Source organism: Candidatus Babeliales bacterium, assembly GCA_040879965.1.
In the GTDB taxonomy this organism is placed as follows: domain Bacteria; phylum Babelota; class Babeliae; order Babelales; family JACPOV01; genus JBBDJI01.
On sequence record JBBDJI010000013.1, the window covers coordinates 428706 to 447069 of the forward strand.

At 30.5% G+C, this 18364-nt stretch carries 18 protein-coding genes and 3 tRNA genes; 6 read left to right on the plus strand and 15 right to left on the minus strand.

The features are described 5' to 3' along the window. Window positions 1-42 precede the first annotated feature (42 nt). The 5 genes from WDZ41_05775 to WDZ41_05795 all read right to left on the minus strand — a co-directional run bounded on the left by WDZ41_05775 (window position 43) and on the right by WDZ41_05795 (window position 2526). Window positions 43-546, minus strand: a complete 504-nt coding sequence (locus WDZ41_05775) for a hypothetical protein (protein ID MEX0940842.1) — start codon at window positions 544-546, stop codon at window positions 43-45. A 19-nt stretch (window positions 547-565) separates the two neighbouring features. Next, complete coding sequence (locus WDZ41_05780; GenBank protein MEX0940843.1) at window positions 566-1153, minus strand: hypothetical protein; 588 nt, start codon at window positions 1151-1153, stop codon at window positions 566-568. Window positions 1154-1353: 200 nt separating this feature from the next. Further along, window positions 1354-1776, minus strand: a complete 423-nt coding sequence (locus tag WDZ41_05785; GenBank protein MEX0940844.1) for a DoxX family protein — start codon at window positions 1774-1776, stop codon at window positions 1354-1356. Between the two features lie 9 nt (window positions 1777-1785). Continuing rightward, complete coding sequence (locus WDZ41_05790; protein ID MEX0940845.1) at window positions 1786-2286, minus strand: hypothetical protein; 501 nt, start codon at window positions 2284-2286, stop codon at window positions 1786-1788. Between the two features lie 15 nt (window positions 2287-2301). Next, entirely contained in the window at window positions 2302-2526 is a 225-nt protein-coding gene (locus tag WDZ41_05795; protein ID MEX0940846.1) for a hypothetical protein, read from the minus strand. A gap of 291 nt (window positions 2527-2817) precedes the next feature. On the opposite strand from WDZ41_05795, the gene WDZ41_05800 reads away from it, so the two are divergent. Both WDZ41_05800 and WDZ41_05805 read left to right on the plus strand, forming a co-directional pair. Next, window positions 2818-3330 carry a class I SAM-dependent methyltransferase gene (locus WDZ41_05800; GenBank protein MEX0940847.1) on the plus strand — a complete coding sequence of 171 codons (513 nt, stop codon included), beginning with the start codon at window positions 2818-2820 and terminating at the stop codon, window positions 3328-3330. A 411-nt stretch (window positions 3331-3741) separates the two neighbouring features. Further along, window positions 3742-5703: a hypothetical protein gene (locus tag WDZ41_05805; GenBank protein MEX0940848.1), complete on the plus strand. Its 1962-nt coding sequence runs from the start codon at window positions 3742-3744 to the stop codon at window positions 5701-5703. A gap of 111 nt (window positions 5704-5814) precedes the next feature. On the opposite strand, the gene WDZ41_05810 is transcribed toward WDZ41_05805, so the two are convergent. Then, window positions 5815-6261 carry an NUDIX hydrolase gene (locus WDZ41_05810; GenBank protein ID MEX0940849.1) on the minus strand — a complete coding sequence of 149 codons (447 nt, stop codon included), beginning with the start codon at window positions 6259-6261 and terminating at the stop codon, window positions 5815-5817. 291 nt (window positions 6262-6552) lie between these two features. On the opposite strand from WDZ41_05810, the gene WDZ41_05815 reads away from it, so the two are divergent. After that, window positions 6553-6960: a hypothetical protein gene (locus tag WDZ41_05815; protein MEX0940850.1), complete on the plus strand. Its 408-nt coding sequence runs from the start codon at window positions 6553-6555 to the stop codon at window positions 6958-6960. Window positions 6961-7064: 104 nt separating this feature from the next. Here WDZ41_05815 and WDZ41_05820 read toward each other — a convergent pair whose 3' ends face one another. Continuing rightward, entirely contained in the window at window positions 7065-7835 is a 771-nt protein-coding gene (locus tag WDZ41_05820; GenBank protein ID MEX0940851.1) for a hypothetical protein, read from the minus strand. A gap of 304 nt (window positions 7836-8139) precedes the next feature. Here WDZ41_05820 and WDZ41_05825 point away from each other — a divergent pair, with 304 nt between their 5' ends. Further along, window positions 8140-9624 (plus strand): endonuclease/exonuclease/phosphatase family protein, encoded by a 1485-nt coding sequence (locus WDZ41_05825; GenBank protein MEX0940852.1) that lies wholly within the window; start codon window positions 8140-8142, stop codon window positions 9622-9624. Between the two features lie 177 nt (window positions 9625-9801). Then, window positions 9802-12072, plus strand: a complete 2271-nt coding sequence (locus tag WDZ41_05830) for a hypothetical protein (protein MEX0940853.1) — start codon at window positions 9802-9804, stop codon at window positions 12070-12072. 165 nt (window positions 12073-12237) lie between these two features. On the opposite strand, the gene WDZ41_05835 is transcribed toward WDZ41_05830, so the two are convergent. The 4 genes from WDZ41_05835 to WDZ41_05850 form a co-directional block, all read right to left on the minus strand. Next, complete coding sequence (locus WDZ41_05835; GenBank protein MEX0940854.1) at window positions 12238-13164, minus strand: hypothetical protein; 927 nt, start codon at window positions 13162-13164, stop codon at window positions 12238-12240. A gap of 205 nt (window positions 13165-13369) precedes the next feature. Beyond that, a tRNA-Asp gene (locus WDZ41_05840) sits at window positions 13370-13446 on the minus strand. Window positions 13447-13473: 27 nt separating this feature from the next. Beyond that, window positions 13474-13549, minus strand: a tRNA-Asn gene (locus WDZ41_05845). A 13-nt stretch (window positions 13550-13562) separates the two neighbouring features. After that, a tRNA-Val gene (locus WDZ41_05850) sits at window positions 13563-13638 on the minus strand. A gap of 148 nt (window positions 13639-13786) precedes the next feature. Here WDZ41_05850 and sppA point away from each other — a divergent pair. Further along, a complete protein-coding gene (gene sppA / locus WDZ41_05855; protein MEX0940855.1) occupies window positions 13787-14734 on the plus strand; it encodes a signal peptide peptidase SppA in 948 nt (315 codons plus the stop codon). Here the strand turns inward: sppA and mreC are convergent. The 4 genes from mreC to WDZ41_05875 all read right to left on the minus strand — a co-directional run bounded on the left by mreC (window position 14706) and on the right by WDZ41_05875 (window position 18232). Then, window positions 14706-15515, minus strand: a complete 810-nt coding sequence (mreC, locus tag WDZ41_05860; protein ID MEX0940856.1) for a rod shape-determining protein MreC — start codon at window positions 15513-15515, stop codon at window positions 14706-14708. The two genes, sppA and mreC, sit on opposite strands and share 29 nt — an antisense overlap. A 332-nt stretch (window positions 15516-15847) precedes the next feature. Further along, complete coding sequence (locus WDZ41_05865) at window positions 15848-16699, minus strand: phosphatase PAP2 family protein (GenBank protein MEX0940857.1); 852 nt, start codon at window positions 16697-16699, stop codon at window positions 15848-15850. 46 nt (window positions 16700-16745) lie between these two features. After that, window positions 16746-17612 (minus strand): ribose-phosphate diphosphokinase, encoded by an 867-nt coding sequence (prs, locus tag WDZ41_05870; GenBank protein MEX0940858.1) that lies wholly within the window; start codon window positions 17610-17612, stop codon window positions 16746-16748. After that, complete coding sequence (locus WDZ41_05875; protein MEX0940859.1) at window positions 17609-18232, minus strand: phosphoribosyltransferase family protein; 624 nt, start codon at window positions 18230-18232, stop codon at window positions 17609-17611. The genes prs and WDZ41_05875 overlap by 4 nt, the downstream gene beginning before the upstream one ends. Window positions 18233-18364: the final 132 nt, after the last annotated feature.

Genomic DNA, 18364 nt, shown 5'->3' on the forward strand with positions numbered 1-18364 from the left:
TGAATTATCAACTTTAGCCTTTTTTTAAAATCTATGGAAAAATTACTTTTGAGAATCTTGTGGATTAAGTACTTTTTCTATTTGCGAAATAACAATACCTGCATCTTCAGTCATTTTTTTCTTAGCGTAATATTGTTTGCGAGAATAAAACTGATTAAATCCTTCAACTGCAACCGCAAAACCAGCGATAGCTAATGATGTCTTCAAACTTCTTACATCTCCTATTAGTGCAGGCGATACAGAATAACATAATGCATGCCAAGCGGCACCGATTCCAGTATAAATAGCAGCAGAGTTAAGCCATTGTCGCTGATTATTGAACCATTGAGTACTGCTTTTGTTTGATTTTTTAAAAGCTTGTAGCTCCGTTAGTTCATCCTTTAAGTTATTTTCATTGGTTATATATTGAACTGCTCGTCTTAAATCTTCAGGACTATTACCTTTTCCTAAGATTTTAACAAGACCTGAAGTAGCCAATACTGGCTGATTTAATACACTTACTCCCAAAGCTACTAAAACTGTATATTTCATTATATTTTTTAACATTATATACCTTTTCATTAAATTATCGTAAAAATAGTGATCTCATAAAAAACAAAAACTTAACTGGTGCACTAAGTTTTTTATAATACTCTTTATTTGCCTCTTGAAACAATGCACAGGTTTCATTTAATGCACTTTCAACATTTAAATCACTAAGTCGCGAATCATCTTGCTTTATTTGATTTATTGTTTCTTGCAAAGATTCTTTTGCATCTTCTAAAACTTTCTTCTTATCTGCAATACGCTTATTAGAAGCTACAGCAGTTGACGCAACAAAATGATGAAACCATGCAACATTATAATTCAATAAACAAGTAAAAAACTGTTGGCATTGAGGCCTTTCATTATTTTCCATACAATATTTCGGCAATTGCGTACTTTCCGCTTTTTGCAGATATGGTTCAATAAATGCCCCATAAGCTTTATAACCCATAAGTGCTCGCTGCCTTCTATACAGATCATATTTAAAGTTGTCTTTTAAAACTTCTTTCTCCATAGGCTTTCCAGGAACAGGAAGATCAACCAATCTAATCCTTATATCACCGGAAACAGCCAATAAAGGCACTGCCATTATTACACAAAGTATTAAAGAAAAAAATTGAATACGCATAGTTCCCCCCATAGAGAATTGTGTTTCTAAACTGCTTATTATTGTATCAGAGAAAATGGTTATCGCCAAGCAACAATACCCTAATCATTTCTATTAGAATATAAAAGAAAAAACAATCTGCTCATAAAGCTATCAAAGAGGGAAGCTTTATCCTTAAGCAACCATAAATCAAGTCAATTAGTAAAAAAAATTATTGCGTTTTATGTAAGAAAAAAATAATTATCTAAAGAAAAAATACCGCTACCAGCAATTACTAAACTGATAAAAATAATGAGTTGAGAGAGTGGAAAAGAGATATAGCCATAACTATCCCCTTTTGCAATATGATGAATAATAGCAACAAGCATAGTAAAACTCATAAAGCAAGCTGCTATACGAGTACCTAAACCCAACGTCAGACAAATTCCACCCAGAAATTCACTTAACATAGCACAAATGCCCCAAAAGAGTGGCACAAAGGTTATTCCTAAATTACGCATTTGTTCTCCAGTCCATACCAATTCAGGAATACCACGCTTTATTTTTAAAAAACCATGCCCAATAAATAATATACCAATACCGATCCGCAACATGGTAAGCGCTATAGCATTTAATTGAGGGGTAGATGAAATAATTAACTCCATAAAAATTCCTTATTTGAGTTCTAGTTCTTTTTTGGTAGATTCTATTGCAAACTTAGTTAAATATTTAATATTTTTTCCTAATAATTCAACAATCTCATCTATTTTTTTCATGGATTCTCTTGCCTCTAAAGCTAATCCTTCTTGATATTTAGCTTTAGTATTTTGCAATTCATGAAGAATACCGGTTTCTACTTTGGTTTGCAAAGTCATTTTTTGTAATCGTAATTTTTGTACGTTAAACTCTACAAGCGTTTTTGGATTTAAATGTATTAATATGTTATTTAAATCTGAAACATATTTTGCAGCAATATAAAGATTCATAGCAAGATCATCATAAGGCACTTTTGATTTTCTTTGCATTTTAAATAAGTCCAAATTTATTTCAGCAAAAAATATTGCGAATTTAACTTCATTGTTAATATTTTCAAGTTCATTCTCCATCGCATTACTTATATTAGATTGCATGAAGAATAAAATTAAAATTATGAAATTAAGTGTTTTTCTTTGCATCTTGGACCTTTAAATTTATTTCTTTATTTTTTTAATATTCCCTTGTAATGCAGCTGCAACTTGCTGATCTTTAAAACCTTGTGACTGATTATCTCCTGTTAGTACTTCATCCTCAGATTGATCAAACTTTAAGCCCTGCGATGACATCTGTTTCCTTTTTAAACCATTTTCCCTACCAGATTCCATGGCATATAAAAAATAAAAATTAAATATCAAAAAAAACATTCCTAATTTTTTCATAAGAAATCCATTCCTAAAATAATATGTTATTTAAAATTGCTTAATTTTATCTACTATGCCAAATATATGTATATTTTTGCAAATAAGTAAAAAATATACATATATTTTTTTATACAAGTTTATGCCTTTTAATACAGCAAATATATGAATTTGTTGTTCTTAAATCCTTGTATTTGCAAAAAAAATCATTTGAAATCCAATAATTTTTCAAATTTTTTTACCTATTGCAGTATTAATTTGCTAAAGATAATATGAATGTTTTAAATAATTGAATGTTCTGAAAGGAGAATTATGCCATTATTAAGCAAAATTGCACAGCGCAAAAAATTACATTATTTTTTTGAAAAAATACCCAAAGATCATCGCATTCTAGAGGTTGGATGCGCAGATGGTTGGATAGGACGTTGGGCGGTTAAGCAAGGCTGGAAAAATTTTGTTGGCATTGACATTGTTGATGCCGGATATCAGTATCCACACCAATTTATTCATGGTGATATTAATCAATGGCAAAAATTAGGTCTCAAAAAAGAATCATTCGATGTCATTATTGCTTTTGAAGTAATTGAACACGGAGATTTTTATGATGCCATGTTTAACTTATTAAAAGAAGGCGGCAAATTATTTGTTACAACACCTCTACCGCATATGGACTGGCTCTGTAAAATTTTTGAAACCGTTAATTTAAATCAAAAACGCTCAAGTGATCATTCTCATCTTATTTATTTAAAAGATGTCCCATATTTTGAACTTGCAAAACAACAGATTAAAGCGGGAATATCTCAATGGGGAGAGTTTACGAAATAGCAAAAAAATCGTTATCCCAGATATGAAAAAATATGTTCTTGTGCTATTAAATTTTTTAAAGGTTCAAATAAATTTTCCGGTAGTTCATTTAAATCGAACCATGTCCATACCAGTTCAGGAATACCACGCTTTATTTTTAAAAAACCATGCCCAATAAGTAATACACAATACCGATGCGCAACATATGGCTATCAAAAAAAATAATAATCTTAATTTTTAAAATTTCTTTTTTCCATGATAAAATCAGCAAAATACTTGAATAAATTACCCTTATTGCTAAAATAAAATTATTATTACCTTTTATAAAAACTATCCTAAGCATACTAATTCAATTTTTATTCATTTGGTATTTAATTAAGGCAAAACAAAAAGAGAAAAAAATTCTATTAATCAATTCACCCATAGGATATAATGAAAAAACTGTTTTTTATTTTATTTTTGACTACTTCTTTAGCAAATGGCCAACAAAAAATAACCAATTTTATTGATATTTATTTAAAAAATTTTATAGTCGCTGAAAAAAATGGATTGTCAGAGCCAAAAGAACAAATAAGTGAACTTAAAAAAAGAGAAATTACTTCTAACTTTTTTTTCAACAATAACTATTCTTCATTAAATAATAAAGAAAGTTCAAATATATTAAATGATAATGTTATTTCTGATCTCAATTTATTTACTACCGGGCAAGATGGGGCAAATCTTTTTGCTAAAATTAATAATACCACTACCGTATTCGGAGAAATACATTTAATTAATCAATTAGTATCTCCCACCAACAATCAAGAGCAACTAAATATTAATCAACACTTACTAAAGAAATTGGTAGAAAATAAAGAAGCTCTTGCAATATTGGAAGTTGAATTAAAAAATATTCAACAAAATCAAAATGCTTTTCTTAGTTTATGGGAACAGGATAAGGAAAGCACTGAAAACTTATTTTTCAAAAAATTTTTTTTAAAAAAGCTTAATAATAATGCTTATACAGCATCAGCAGCAAATAATATTTTGACCTTCGGCCAATGGATTATTGCTCATTGCTTTGAATTACTTCCTGTTGGCGCGCTAAATGAATATATAATTAAAGACTATACTGCAGCGAATATAAGTAAAAAAACTACTTCTATATTAAAAGATTTTGTAAAACATAATATTAATCCAAAGAATCTATGGGCTCCTTTTTCAGATATTAAACAAAAATATGATACGGTAGACCAAAATATAAAAGATATACAGAAAGCGTATCAAGAAAATAATATCCAGATATCAGAAAAAAGTAATAGGATATTAAGAGGGAGCGCTTTAATAGGTATAGGGATTGGATCTTTGATACAGTTATATTCATTATATTTAAAAATTAACTTTTATAAAAAACAAGTTCACCGAAAAGCAGTTGTTGATTCACTCCAAACAAAACTTTGTGAAATAAGCGTAATTTTAAAATCACTAGATACTATTAACGCTGTTGTTGAAAATGATCTCGGCATTTCTTTACCAGAATTACAATTAACAGAAGAAGCAAAAAATTTAATTAATGATTTACATTCAAGTAGTTTTGAAAATCCATCGCTTTTCTATTTTGAGGGAAGAGTACTAAAATGTTATCATCAAATTAAAAAGATGAAAGATCAATTATCTAATTTATTTGTTCAAATTGGATATATTGATTCCTATGTCTCAATGGCAAAACTTTATACATCCAATCCTGATAAACCTCGCTTCTGTTTTGTAGAATTTTTGAATGAAAAAAATCCAATAATTATTGGAAAGGATTTTTGGAATATTTTTATCGATTCAAATAATGTTATTACAAACAATTTAAGCATTGATAAAAACATTGTTCTAACTGGCCCGAATGCAGGTGGAAAATCAACTACTATTAAAGCATTTTTACAAAATTTACTTCTGGCGCAAACTTTTGGTATTGCCGCTGCTTGCGAATTTAAATGTACGCCATTTTCAAAAATTTCATCATATTTAAACATCGCTGATGATTTAGCAAATGGACTATCTCTATTTAAAGCAGAAGTAGAACGCGCAAAAACCTTATTAAATACCTTAAATTTTTTAAAAGAAAATGAATTTGGCTTTTGTGCAATAGATGAATTATTTACGGGAACTGCATCTGAAGATGGCCAAGAGTGTGCATATGAACTTGCGAATAATTTTGGCAAAAAGAAAAATTCTATATTTGTTTTTGCAACGCACTACAAAAAACTTACTGCATTAGAACGCACATCCAAGAACTTTGCAAATTATAAAGTAGGCGCGCCATATAAAATAAATGGAAAATTTGTTTATCCATTTACCATAGAAAAAGGAATAAATACCATTAATATCGCAAAAGATATATTGCGAGAAGAAAAGTTAATTTAAAAAGAAAAAGGCCGGGAGTTTCTCGGCCTTTTTCTTTTTTTGTTTTTTCATACTTTTAATTTTAATCAAGATTTAGTTTTTCCATTTTTCTGTACAAGTTCCATAGATAACCTAAAATTTTGAATGATGAAAAATATGTTCTTGTGCTATTAAATTTTTTAAAGGTTCAAATAAATTTTCCGGTAATTCATTTAAATCGAACCATGTCCAACAATCACATTTATCAGGTTCGAGTACTTTTGGTTCACCAGTAAATTTATCTACTAACATAAAAATCGTGATATAATGCTTATTATCTTGTTCAAAAATATCATTGGTAAAACTATATCTTCTGCTACTCATCACTTCTAAGCCAGTTTCTTCTAATACTTCTCGCTTTGCGCAATCTTCAAAAGACTCTCTAAATTCTAAATGGCCACCCGGCAATCCCCACGTTCCTGCACCATGAGCATTTTTTCGTTTTCCTAATAAAATTTTTGTTTCTTTTATAATGAGAACTCCTACCCCTACTTTTGGTCTATCAATATCAGTCGGTTTTGAGATTGCATTTATATTCATACATATACCCAATAATATGGTAAAAAAAGCAATTTTCATCATAAATTTTTCAGGTAATAGATATTATATTTTTTATTTAAAACACTGTACGCATAATAATATAATTCTAAAACCTAGCAAACTTTTTATCACTATAACATTATGATCATTCTAACTACAATTGCTGCTCAGTTTCAGTGTATGCTGCAGCAATTTTAAGGCTTTTTAGAATGAGATTTCTATTGAGCCATAATGAAACTATTGATTAATAACAAAAAAATTATGAATAATTTTAATAAATAAAGGATATATATGAATGATAAAAGAACAAATGTATTAATATCTTGGTATTTATTATATTTTACTTATGGATTTATTCCCATTATAGCTGGCCTTGATAAATATTTTTATTTTTTGGCTGATTGGTCTATGTATTTAAATCATGCAATTCCTGAATTTTTGGGAATACAACCACATAATTTTATGCTTGGCGTAGGTATCATAGAAATCTTTGCAGGATTATTGGTATTTTTTAAACCAAAAATTGGTGGTTTGGTTGTTTGTATTTGGTTGATTCTTATTTCTATTAACTTGGTTTCTATGGGTACCCATACACATAATGGACATGCTATGGTACATTATGATGTGGCAGTGCGTGATATTGCAATGGCTATCGGCGCATATGTATTAATGCTTTTATCAAAAGAATTAAAAAAGTAAAAACAATCAAGAAAATAGTGAAAAGACCTGAAATACAAAATAAAGGCCCACAAGTTATGTAGGCCTTTATTTTGTATTAAAAAAATTGTTTTATTTTTAAATAGTTACCAACCTAAAAACTTTTTGATCTGGCCAAACATTACATAATTAGAACTAGAATCAGAATCAATTATTTGCCCACTAACATGAGGCTTTAAAGCTTTTTGAAATGAAACAGGCAATAGTTTAAAATGCTTTTCTTCTGATTCACTTAGATTATATTTTTTGTTTTGCATTATGCCTTTTGCATAAATATTATTCAATAACTTTTTGTGTAATTTACTAATTTTTTCATCTAAATATATCGCAGCTCTTATTATTGGCTTTGGAAATTCCGAACTATGGAAATTTGTTATATCAAATGAAGAAGCATAAGTCTGGTTAAGATTCTTAAATTTTGTATAAATACCTACCCAACAAATTATCTCTATAGAATAATCACCTTGAATATGATTTTCTTTAAGATCCACTTTTAAATTAAATGTTTTGATTTGTTCTGGATATTTTAATTGATCATCCATTGTTCTATGATAATTATTTACAAAAATTAATTGCTTAAGCAACCAAGTTTTCATTTCCTCATTTAACGAACATTTGTATTCAGGACGTGCTAATACAAAGCCTCCTATTTGAGGTAAAATGTCTCGAAAATCATTATTTTTAAGAACTATCGCTTTTTTATCTTCATCATTTTTCTGGAATAAATAATTATAAACGAGTTCAGTTTCATTTCCCTCTTCAATGATATCTTGTTCAGGTTGACACTCCATAGCGTTAAATGCACCTGACATGCTTATACAAAATACACTTAGAATAAAAAATATTATCTTTTTCATAGTTTTAACCTTATTTCTTTTTAAGAATATTAACAATTTGTAATTTTAATTATAAGTTAAATAAATAAAAAATCAAGATTCTAGCTTTAAACCAACATATTGGTGTAAATTGTTTCTAAATGAACTTTTTAACCTTCTAAATCAATATAAAGTTTCAGGTTGAATCGCTAATCGCTTTTATTAAAAGCTTATTTTATAACTGTTCACAAATTTATCTTAAAAAAAATCCTTGATAATAATAAAAAACATATCGTAAAATCAAAGTAAATTTTAGGAAAAATAGGCTTAAAAAAAGGATTTTTTTATGAAACGGAAACTAATATTTTTTCTCTGCATTAATTTTATCCAAATCCAAAGCCAAGATGTACGCCTCATGACTTTTAATTTTCAGAGTACAAGGACTGGTGCTTTTGGTTCTGCATTTTTTGAAGAACCAACTACATTTGATCTATCTGACAACAATATAAGAAATTTATTAGAAAAAAGAGATAAATTATCTGCAATTGTTAATGATGAAAGAAAAAAACTTGATGAAGAATTGCAAGATGCAGTTGCACAATTAGAAAGTAAGCAAAAAAAACTGCAAGAACTATATCAAAAACAGTTAATTATTGTAGAAGAAAATAAAAAAATAGTTGCCGATTTGCAAGTAGAAAAAAGAGAACAATATGATCCAATTAAAAAAGAAATTGATAGCTTACAAGATAAAGTAAACTCATTAAAACAAAAAATTAAACAAATTGAAGCGGAATGTCAAAAGGCTTCTTATTTTAATAAAGTTATACTTTTAAGCCAAAAATTTGCTCTCGAATATGCTTATAAAACTGCCTCAGCATCGCTTGAGGTTGCAAAAAAGAGTTTAGATGGCATTGCATATATTCAATCTAAATTTTCACAAGCACAAGTAAATTTGATAGCAAGCCAAGCCTACCTTACTTCATTATCAGTCGGCGGTGAAATTTATAACACTCTAATAGATCCATTAAAAAATATAGTGGAAATTATAAAAGATAAAGGTCTTTCGCAAGTAACTTCTTTACCTGAGTTTTTGGAACTTGAAAACCTTAAACACACATTGAATCTAATACGTCGCGAACTTGCAATTATAGTAATTAATGAACAACAACCAGATATAATTTGTTTTCAAGAAAATAATTATGACAAATTTGTATTTAACGAAAAACTTCCAAATTATGCTTTAATTGATCCTCAAGCATTAAGCGAAAATTTAAAAAACGATAGCAATGATGATGCCGATTGGAACCCTATATTCTATAATAAAAACCAATATAAATTACTCCAAACCGGCGTTATTTGGATTAATAGGGATAATAAGCCATTCTCAACAGATTGGGGCGTAAACACCAATCGCACATGTACTTACGCTCAATTTCAAGATAATATCTTAAATAAGAAATTCTGGGTTTACAATACTCATCTTGATCACAGATCTAATGAAGCACGCATCGAAGGATTACGTCTACTGGCAACAATAATAAAACTACAATCCAACAATGAGCTTGCTGTTTTAGCTGGTGACTTAAACATGAGAAATCTACTTTATTCTGTGCCCTGGATTTTTGAGGAACCTTATAATTTTCAAGATGGTAAACTCATTGCAAAAAATGTAGTCAACCAACTAGCTACGTTTATCCCCTCTGAAAGAACATTCGACTATTTCTTGTTGCAGAACAGCAATCTTATAGAAGTGCAACAGTATAATGTAATTGATTACCAAATAGGTGGATTAACACCAAGTGATCATCGGGCAATTTTATTGGATTTTTAGTTAAAAAGTCCAGATTAATTGTTCCAATTAATAATATCTTTGTTTTTTAAATCTCTAAATAATTGGAAACTTAAAGTAAAAATCATTACTCGTCTCTTAACAAAATATTTCAGGAGTAAACCATTGATCAAAAAGTTATAATTCGAGTATTGTTTGATCCATAAGAGGAGATTATCAATGCGTAAATTTATATTTATTTTGTGTTTCTTTAATGCATATTTTGGTGAATCTTTTGCTCAAAATTTCACAAATAGCAGCTTAATCTTTATAGTCGACAACACTGAATTTCTGCATCCAAAAAAAAAATTCGAAGATTTTATGGTTAATGAACTAACGCTTATTGCTGCATTAAAAGAAAAAGCTGCTCCAGTTTTTGTTTCTTTTTCTGTATTAAAAAAGGTTATCGAAAATATAGATCTGATCAAAAAGAAATATCATGATTTAAATTTAGAAGATGGATGGATCTACAAAAAAATTGATAATGATTTTTACTTACTTATTCCAACTAACTATAATGAGATCCCAGAATTAAAAAATTACACTTCTCAAAACCTCAAAAAAGACGCTCCTCTAACTACGCTTGAGTGGTTATTAGGCTTAAAAATTGATCATTTTGAAAAGGTTAACCCAAAAACTATAGTCAATGAATTATATCCACCTACATTAACTATTGATTTCGAAAATAGTCTTATTCAAAATCTGAGCAATATTTTTGTTTTGAATCAAAAATACGAAAAAGCTAAACCTATTCAAAAAAAACCTGTTTGGGCATTTTATCTTATCGGTCACGGAAGCATCCTAGAAAAACATGATAGACAAAACAAGATTACTGAAGAACAACTTATGCAAATATATACCTTTTTAAATCAGGTTTCAGTATTATGGAAAAGTTTATTAGAAAAAGAACGGGAACATGATAAAGAAACCGACTTTGACAAAAAAATCACAAATATTATCAAGCAAATTGAAATCTTTGAGGCAGCTAACAACTTATTACAGCAGGTTTCAAAAATTATTAACATTCGCGAATTAGCAACAGAGCCATTAAAAAAAATGATTAATTTAGTCAAAGAAAAAAAAATAAGCCTAAAAACACTTGTAGAAAAAATGCACAATAGAAGAGAAGATTTGCAATCACAACTCGATGAAGTAACTAAATTTTTCAGAATTGAAGAATTATCCATTGCAGAACAAAAAATGCAGAACAAAAATATTTACAATATTTTTGCAGGATTATCTATGCCTAACTTTCAAAATTTCTTATCATTTCTTGATACCAAAATAAAAACTAAAATTCTTTGCTTTCTTACCTGCTATGCAGGCGGAGAAAGCCTTAACCGTTTATATCAAGCTCAAAAAAATACGGTGCAAAAAATTTATAACTATATTATTGCTTCAGCCGCAAGTGCAGAAGTAGAAGCGGTCACCAGCATTGAATTTTTAAACTTTAATAAATTTTTTAGGGCACTGCGTACTGATAAGCCTATTGATTTTGAAGAAACACTCAATTATGTGTTTGGCTTCTATTTGCCTGAAGAAAAAGAAATTGTTTATCCAGGAAACTTACCACTTCTTAAACTTCCCGGTCTTGAATGGGTATCGATGGTCGATATTCCTGAAAAAATTGTTTCTATAGGTAAGTCACTTGCTCGTTCTCGAAGTCCACATCATTCACTAAATGTCTCACAATTTTTTGCTGGTCGACTAGGAAAAAAAAGAGAAAAACTGAATATGATTTATCCTGAAGTAATATTGCTTTATGCTGAGAAAATTCCATTTGAGCTTCGCCTTAGTGCCCCACCAGGTACTAAGGCTGAGGAGTTAAATTTTCCAACTTTTATTTCGATGATTAGTGGCAATGCGGTACATGAATTAGTCGGTGTAAATGCTTTAGATTTTGGTCTATGGAATATAATTGATTCGAGTTTTGGCGGCTTACATCCCCAAAAAATGTTCATTATTAAAAATCTCTCGGTAAAAAATGATATCAAGAATTGGCCTAAGCCAGTGGAAAATCAGATACTGAATCTTTCCAACGTTATCATTTTTAACTCGATTAAAGACCCTTTGAATCAGCAAGAAAAACCTCACGATGGCATTTATTTTACAATTAATGACACTTTTTATCGAAGCTGGTGGCATTCTCTTGACGTTGATGGAATTGAAAAAATATTAATATCCGAAGGTGAACTAGAAAATCTGACCATTCTCAAAAATGATTACTTAACCGAATGGCTAAATATTGCCGCTTCCATTAGAAGTGAAAAAGCAAAAATTCCCGGCTCAGTGTTTGAAGAAAATTTAACCGAATTAAAAAAATTTATCGAAAAAAAACCGAGAGTAAAATCTGTAAAAAAATTTAATGATTTATCCCAACAGTTAACAAATTTGGAAATTGCATTAAAAAAATTGGATCAGATACTCAAAACGATTACTAAGAAAATATAACTATTATCTTAAAAACAATCGTTTCCCTAATATATAATTTGAGATGCAGGCAAGTACCATCGCAGCGTTATTTTGGATTTCAGGTATAAAAGTTAATTAATTTTAGAGGATTTTTGGCAAAAATGAATTGATTCATCTCTTCATCATTTGCCTTGATGAATAAAGCTACTTTGTTAGCTTTTCTTCTGCTTTCAGCAAGCAAACAATACGATCAATCCATAATTTCCGTTTTAAATTGGTAGGATATTCACCTTTTGGTATTTCTGGAGTAGAACTAAATACCCAATCAATACAATTTTTAGTATCATTTGCTGTTCGCAGATTCTTAACTGCCGATTTACGGTCTGCATTCGTTTCCTGCCATCTCCTCATTTTTTGCCAATCTGATGTATCGCAATTTATACTTTCATTTTTTTCAACAATAACTTTCTGTAACTCCTGTTGAATAAGCATATCGTAATTTTTAATATGCTGTAATTCATGTGATAACATCCCTTTACGCTGTAATTCATCATTAATAAATTGTTGTTGAAAAGCAATATAACCGCTTGATTTTTCATTATATTTTGACTTTTCGCGATAAGAACTAAGTGATCCAGGATAATACTCATAATTAGAAATAATCTCTACTTCAATATTTATATCTACTCCTAATTGCGCAGCTTTGTTCCTTACTTCATTAATTAAATCTGACTTAGAAAATTCAAGCATATCTTCACCAGATATTGTAATTTCAGATTTATTTTTCGTATAATATTCTTTATCTTCCTTCTTTACCTGCTTAATTGCAAGTTCAAATTGCTGCAAATCTTCATCTGAAAGTTTATATTGATTTTTTAGCGCTGTTTTTACTTTTTCATATCGTTGTTGCTGAATACACTTAATGCATTTTTCTACTGTTAATCCTGCATTATGTATCTTAGAAACAAGATTTTCATAATCTTCTGGCAATGCTGCAGAATTAATTTTTTTTATATTTGCACACACATCAGGAACAAGATTATTATTTTCCATTGCTTCTAAATAAGTAATTGATAAAACAACTACTATAAGAAAGGAAACAAAATTACGTAATTTTGTTTGATATAACATAAAAATCCCCCATAAAATATTAATATTTGCAGAATAAAAGTGACATACCATTCGAAGCCTTGGCTAAGTTAGTTTGACTGCCCTACTTCGATCTTTGAGCTACGAAAGGCGTACTTCGCATTTGTAATATCAGAATTGTCTTACTATTTAAATAAATTCATTTAAAAAACTGGCTGTGCCAGGCGTAGCCCTTTTGGGCGAAGACTGGCGGGGCTGATGGGACTCGAACCCACGACCTTTCGCGTGACAGGCGAACGCTCTAACCAACTGAGCTACAGCCCCCAAATCTGAGATGAATTTCAAGAAATTTGGCTCCTCGGGCTGGACTCGAACCAGCGACCTAACGATTAACAGTCGTGTGCTCTACCAACTGAGCTACCGAGGAACAGAATTTTTTTTGGTGGGCGATGTAGGATTCGAACCTACGACCCCCAGTTTGTAAGACTGGTGCTCTACCAACTGAGCTAACCGCCCTACGTCTTACGACTCTAAAATGGTAAATAAAAAGATAAAAAAAGTCAAAATAAAAATTAGACTCTTTTAAGAATCTATTATTCTTGTATATAATTATAGCAAAATTTAATTCTCAACTCAATTAATTCAGATCGGCAAGGAAGTTCGTATGGCAAGGCTTTTTGATTATTTAAAAAATATATTTTTAATCCTTATTTTATTACAAATCGCTCCGCCCATCCTTCAAAGCCTAAAAAAGCAATATCTTGAGGTTTTGGAGCCAAAAACGCAAATTGGGCTTTTAACTATTAAAGGAATAGTTTATGATTCCGATTATTATATTAAATTTTTGAAGCAATTTTTTAAAAATACCAATATCAAAGCGATTTTACTCAAAATAGAATCCCCCGGTGGTGCTGCCGGTTCTTCTGAGGCTATTGCCAACGAAATTGAGATTATGAAGCGAGAATCTCCTAAACCAATTGTCACACTTTGCGAAAACCTTTGCACTTCTGGCAGTTATTATATTGCTTCAACTACCGATTATATTATCGCACCTCCTTCTGCACTCATTGGCAGTATCGGCACTAAAATACCCTATCAATTTAAGCTGAATGACTTTCTTAAACATTTTAATATTAAATATATTCCTATAAAATCAGGAGAATATAAAGATTCAACCGATCCTTTTGCTGAAATCACCTCTGAACAAATAGCACAATTGCAAAGCGTTACTGATGATAGTTATCAGAATTTTATTGAACATGTGGCCAAAAATCGCTCACAAGTTATGCTTGATAATGCAAAAGAATGGGCCAATGGCAAACTCTTTACGGCACGCCAAGCACTCAAATTAGGGCTTATTAATGAAGTAGGTTCTCAAACAAATGCTATCAATCAACTTAAAAAATTAGCTATTATTGATGGTGAAATTGAATGGGTAATACCACCAAAAGATCAAGGGCTATGGAGTTTTTTTACCGGAAGCCGCGATATAAATGAATTTTCCAATACTATGCAAACTTCACTTAACCAGTACTCTATATTAGATATTTTGTATTTTATTGCCAAAAGCCCCCCTTATTTTTCTAGAGATGCTCCTGGCCTTTGCCAATAAGATAACAATAACTGATTTTTTCAACATTAATAAGCGGCGTAACTTGAACTATCTGATAAACGCCATCTTTTTTAAATGAGTAAATTCTGCCCAAGCCAAAACCGCGCGGGTAAATAAGCCCTTCACCACTCGATATAATTAAATCATTTTCTTGCAATGGTTCAAAATGGCTCACATGCGCAAGCGCAACTTTTTCAATATCATTTAATCCTTCTAAAATTCCACGCGTTTTTGATCTTGTACAAAATGCCGCTACTTTACTATTGCGATCAGAAATTAACATCACTTTGCTATAAAAAGGATATACCTCAACAACTCTTCCCAGTAAGCAATTTTTATAGATTGCAATCATATCTTTATAAATACCATGATTGCTGCCACTATCCACCAGAAAAAAACATCGTTCTTGAGAAAAATTTTTAAGAATTATCTGGGTTAATTTTTTTTCGCTCTCTTGATACCGATATTTAAATTTAAGCAATTCATCAGTTTCATTTTTAAATTGTATTGAACTTTGTAATGCAATATTTTCTGCTAATAGCATATCCCGTTCAACTAATAAGCTATCGAATTGATTTTGCGTAATATTATAGGTAAAAATATTGGCAGAAAGCGTCTTGAAAGGAAATAATATTAAATGTTGTAATTTTAAAAATGGATAAAGGATTACGCTAATAACTGATTTGCTTTTTTGGTCAATCGACCCAGCTATATTGCCAAGTAAAAAAACACCTATTAAAAATATTAAAAAATAAGCTACAAAGCGTAATGGTTTATTCAAACCGAAACCTTCAAATTAATAACTACTTTCCAATTTTAATTTTTTTCCATTCAAAAGAAACCTTTAAAACGTATAATATTATATTTTTTTCATTTGCAATTGTATACCATGCGAATGTAAAGATTTTTTTATTTTATTAATTTCATTGAGCTAAACCTGTTTGAAATACCTGAAGACAACGATTGAGAACCTGAAGTATAAATGACTGAGTTTTTCAGGATAGGAACGTTTGGTTAAAAGCATTGGGCACGCAATACTCTTATGACGCTGGCTGGCATTAGGCCAAATTTTATATGTAAAATATATATACAGGATTTAAAAAAAAATTAGATTTAAAAATTAAATGCCATTTTCAGATTTGGTCTACCTGCAGGATCACACGTTAAACAAACCGAAAATCGTTCGTTCAATTTTTGTTCAATAACTTTATTTGCTGCAAAAGCATAAACAAGACCAAGACCAGCACCAGCAATAATTTGTGAAAGATAATGACGATTACAATTGATAAAATCGGCAAAAACAAAAGAAGCAAATAATCCAAGCGGCACTGCCCATTTTAGCCCAAACCGCATCCCAAAAAGTGCGGTTGCATACGTAATATTTGCCATGTGGCCAGACGGAAATCCACCACACGATCGTTGTTTACAACTAAACTCTTCATGCCATGGACGTAAACATGCCTTGGTATCTATTTTTTTTATGATATCTTTGCCTGAATGCACAAATGGCAATCCGATGGCAAAAACACGCGCGGTAGTCCGCACATCTTCATTCCAACCAAATAACGCTAGACTTGATAATGCTATCATTGGCACGCCAATACCATGCTGAGCTACTTTGTGGCATTTTGAAGAAAATTGATTTCTATTTTTATGACATGTAGAATCATAAAATCGTGATTGTAAATCTTCATCAATACTTCGGGAAATAATATAAAATGGCGTAATACCGGTAATAACTTGTGCCGTTGTTACTGAAAATAAATAGCGATGCAAACGCAAAGCATCCATAATCACATCGCCTAAAAAATACCCTGCTTTATGCGCAAATCGTTGTTTTGTAGGTTTTATTTTGTGCATACATATAAATGGATTAGCATTATTCGATGCTGGAAATAACAATTCTTCTTTAAAAAAAACAATACTCAGTAAAAAGATGATGCAGACTTGAAAAAATCGTCTCATTCTTATACTCAGTTAAATAATTTTGCATCAATCACTATGATTAATATTACCAAAGATTATTATCTTCTTGAGCAAGAATAATATTTTCAAGCATCGGGGCACAATCAATAACTTCTATTTTTTCGGATTCTTTTCTTTGATCTATCGTATTAGTAACAAAAACTCTTTTTATTGGACTTTGTTCAATAGTTTTAATGGCATCTGCAGAAAAAATTCCATGTGTAGCTGCCACATAAATATCTTTGACGCCATGCTCTTTTAGAAGCTGCGCTGCTTTAATCACCGTACTTCCGGTAGCAATCATATCATCAGCAATTAAAACATTTTTTCCTTGCAAACCATCATGAATAATCATGCGTTCAATATGCTCATGCGTATTGCGTATTTTTTCTATTACTCGTGATGTTTTCTTTTCATGTTCAGCTAAAATACGAACTAATGCACCCGCTCCTTTATCTGGTGCAATTACCGAATCAACCATATCAATATAAGGAACAAAAAAATCAAGCAAAATAAGATCTTCAAAATCATAAAACATTTTTAAGCGCGTACTATGAATATGTATGATTATCGTCTGCTGAATTACGAAATTTTGTAAAAACCGAAAAATCATTGCTGCACTAAGTGGCTCACCTGGCAGCATACGATCTTGACGTGCATAACCAAAATAAGTAAACAAAATATGAATTTGTGCTCCAGCCCGCTCCAGTGCATCTAGTAATAAAAATAATTCAATTAAATGCTCTGCCGGTGCTTCAGTAGAAGCAATAACCCAAACTTTTTGGTCAGCAACTTCTTCTTCAATTTTAATATATAGCTCACCATCAGAAAATGTTTTAATTGTAAGACGTCCCTGTGGAAGATTCATTTGATTTAATAGATGTGCACAAGAACGGGTAGCAAAAACTTTCATGCATTGGCCTCTTGTAATAAGCGAATTGCTTCTTCGTCTTCAACCTGTGCAAAGTTATTATAAAATTGACTAATACCCCAAAAAGTAGTTGGCGTTAATAAACAAATTACTTCGTCCGCTTTTTTTTCTAATTGATCTAAAATATCTTGTGGAGCTACTGGTACTGCCACTACTATCTTTTTAGGATTTTGTTTTTTTACTTCATCTAAAGCAAGCAACATTGTTTGACCGGTTGCAATACCATCATCGGTTACAATTACAATTTTATCTTTTAAATCAATCGGTTGCTTATCTTGTCGATATTGCTTGTATCTTTTTTCTAATAATTCGCGAACTTTCTGTTTTTCTTGTTTTATATGATCCGGATATGCATTTTGATAAAGAGGGTTGATATTTTCTGCATGCAAACTAACTGCACCAATGGCTAATTCTGATTGACCAGGCGCACTAATTTTTTTTGAAAAAGTAACATCTAATGGTGCATGTAATTCTTTGGCTAGCACATAGCCAATTTCCAATGCCCCACGCGGTATGCCAAGTATTACTACATCATCGCGATCTTTGTATTTTTTTAATTGCGTCAACAATTGATTAGCCGCATCATAACGATCTTTAAACATTAGCTTTCAATCCAAAAGACATATTTATGCTCATAGTTTTTTTTAAAAACATAGTTTATAATGATTCATGTTATATCGCATTAGGTTTAAAATATAAAGATATCATATAAGAAATACCACAGCGATTGTCAA

What these genes read in the sequence shown, in the direction of transcription:
- WDZ41_05775 (MEX0940842.1), bottom strand. Translation starts at nt 546, where the DNA reads ATGTTAAAAAATATAATGAAATATACAGTTTTAGTAGCTTTGGGAGTA.
- WDZ41_05780 (MEX0940843.1), bottom strand. Translation starts at nt 1,153, where the DNA reads ATGCGTATTCAATTTTTTTCTTTAATACTTTGTGTAATAATGGCAGTG.
- WDZ41_05785 (MEX0940844.1), bottom strand. Translation starts at nt 1,776, where the DNA reads ATGGAGTTAATTATTTCATCTACCCCTCAATTAAATGCTATAGCGCTT.
- WDZ41_05790 (MEX0940845.1), bottom strand. Translation starts at nt 2,286, where the DNA reads ATGCAAAGAAAAACACTTAATTTCATAATTTTAATTTTATTCTTCATG.
- WDZ41_05795 (MEX0940846.1), bottom strand. Translation starts at nt 2,526, where the DNA reads ATGAAAAAATTAGGAATGTTTTTTTTGATATTTAATTTTTATTTTTTA.
- WDZ41_05800 (MEX0940847.1), top strand. Translation starts at nt 2,818, where the DNA reads ATGCCATTATTAAGCAAAATTGCACAGCGCAAAAAATTACATTATTTT.
- WDZ41_05805 (MEX0940848.1), top strand. Translation starts at nt 3,742, where the DNA reads ATGAAAAAACTGTTTTTTATTTTATTTTTGACTACTTCTTTAGCAAAT.
- WDZ41_05810 (MEX0940849.1), bottom strand. Translation starts at nt 6,261, where the DNA reads ATGAATATAAATGCAATCTCAAAACCGACTGATATTGATAGACCAAAA.
- WDZ41_05815 (MEX0940850.1), top strand. Translation starts at nt 6,553, where the DNA reads ATGAATGATAAAAGAACAAATGTATTAATATCTTGGTATTTATTATAT.
- WDZ41_05820 (MEX0940851.1), bottom strand. Translation starts at nt 7,835, where the DNA reads ATGAAAAAGATAATATTTTTTATTCTAAGTGTATTTTGTATAAGCATG.
- WDZ41_05825 (MEX0940852.1), top strand. Translation starts at nt 8,140, where the DNA reads ATGAAACGGAAACTAATATTTTTTCTCTGCATTAATTTTATCCAAATC.
- WDZ41_05830 (MEX0940853.1), top strand. Translation starts at nt 9,802, where the DNA reads ATGCGTAAATTTATATTTATTTTGTGTTTCTTTAATGCATATTTTGGT.
- WDZ41_05835 (MEX0940854.1), bottom strand. Translation starts at nt 13,164, where the DNA reads ATGTTATATCAAACAAAATTACGTAATTTTGTTTCCTTTCTTATAGTA.
- sppA (MEX0940855.1), top strand. Translation starts at nt 13,787, where the DNA reads ATGGCAAGGCTTTTTGATTATTTAAAAAATATATTTTTAATCCTTATT.
- WDZ41_05865 (MEX0940857.1), bottom strand. Translation starts at nt 16,699, where the DNA reads ATGAGACGATTTTTTCAAGTCTGCATCATCTTTTTACTGAGTATTGTT.
- prs (MEX0940858.1), bottom strand. Translation starts at nt 17,612, where the DNA reads ATGAAAGTTTTTGCTACCCGTTCTTGTGCACATCTATTAAATCAAATG.
- WDZ41_05875 (MEX0940859.1), bottom strand. Translation starts at nt 18,232, where the DNA reads ATGTTTAAAGATCGTTATGATGCGGCTAATCAATTGTTGACGCAATTA.